We start from the raw sequence: 1,225 nt of genomic DNA, 5'->3' as shown, positions 1-1,225 counted from the left end.
GTTATACTACCCCAAACTAGGAGTAATCTCTCATGACAAAACAGCGTAAGCAGTACAGCACTGAGTTTAAACTAGAAATGGTCAAACTCATTGAAGAGCAAAATCAGCGTGTTGTTGATGTTGCTAGGCAATATGATATCGGTAAATCTACTTTAGAAAACTGGCTTAAGCGTTATCGTCTTGAACTTCAAGGCAAGCCATTGCCCACAGGTCATGCCCTAACACCAGAACAACAAGAGCTTGAGCGACTTCGTAAAGAAAATGCCCAGCTAAGACTTGAGCGAGATATTTTAAAAAAGGCATCCGCTCTATTAGCTCAAGACAGCTTACTATCCCGCTAATAGAGCAATTGATGGGGCAATACAGCATCAGTAAAGCAAAGCTGTGTCAGTTATTTGGTATTTGCCGAAGTACTTATTATGTCAAGCAAAGAGTCAGACTACCAACACGCAAAGAGATTGAGCTACGCTTATGGGTAAAACAAGCCTTTGATTGCTCCAAAGGATCGGCAGGCTCTAGAAGTATTGCTGCTATGGTCAGTCGTGCTCATCAGATTAAACTAACACGCTATAAAGCGCGTCAATTAATGAGAGCACAAGGGCTCATCAGTCGCCAAAGCATCAAGCATCGCTATCGCTTAGCTGATCAAGCACATACAGCGCATGACAACTTGCTAAAACGGCAGTTTGCACCAGCTGCACCCAATCAAGTGTGGGTATCGGATGTGACGTATATTCACACCAAAGCAGGATTTTGTTATTTGGCAGTGGTGATGGATTTATATGCCAGACACATCATTGGCTTTGCCATGAGTGATCATCCAAACAGTGAGCTGACCACCAAAGCTTTAGCTATGGCTTATACCATACGCTTTCAGCCAACCGGTGTGTTATTTCATTCAGATCAAGGATCTCATTACACCAGTCGCGCCTTTGCTGATGCTGTTGCTAGATGTAAGATGACACACAGTATGAGTAGAAAAGGCAACTGCTGGGATAATGCACCAACAGAGCGTTTCTTTCGAAGTTTTAAAACCGAATGGATGCCAAAACATGGCTATGAGAACATTCATGAAGCAAAAGTAGACGTGGCAAATTATATCCTTGGCTATTACAGTCAGATCAGACCCCACAGCTTTAATAACTACCTAAGCCCTGTCGAAAAAGAACGACAGTTTTTTAACAAAACCCTCTTAGGGGTTGTTTGAAAATAGTTGACCGGTACA

2 protein-coding genes are annotated in these 1,225 nt (G+C 42.6%); both read left to right on the top strand.

What is annotated here, in order from left to right:
* The first annotated feature begins 32 nt into the window (after window positions 1-32).
* On the top strand, window positions 33-341 hold the full coding sequence (locus tag B0680_RS10650) for a transposase (protein WP_078255073.1): 309 nt from the start codon (window positions 33-35) through the stop codon (window positions 339-341).
* Window positions 302-1,207, top strand: coding sequence for an IS3 family transposase (locus B0680_RS10645; protein ID WP_143821424.1), 906 nt, complete (start codon window positions 302-304; stop codon window positions 1,205-1,207). The genes B0680_RS10650 and B0680_RS10645 overlap by 40 nt, the downstream gene beginning before the upstream one ends.
* Window positions 1,208-1,225 lie beyond the last annotated feature (18 nt).

The organism is Moraxella pluranimalium (genome assembly GCF_002014825.1).
In the GTDB taxonomy this organism is placed as follows: Bacteria; Pseudomonadota; Gammaproteobacteria; order Pseudomonadales; family Moraxellaceae; genus Moraxella; species Moraxella pluranimalium.
Note: the sequence above shows the minus strand (reverse complement) of the source record. Positions and strands in the feature narration are given on the sequence as shown.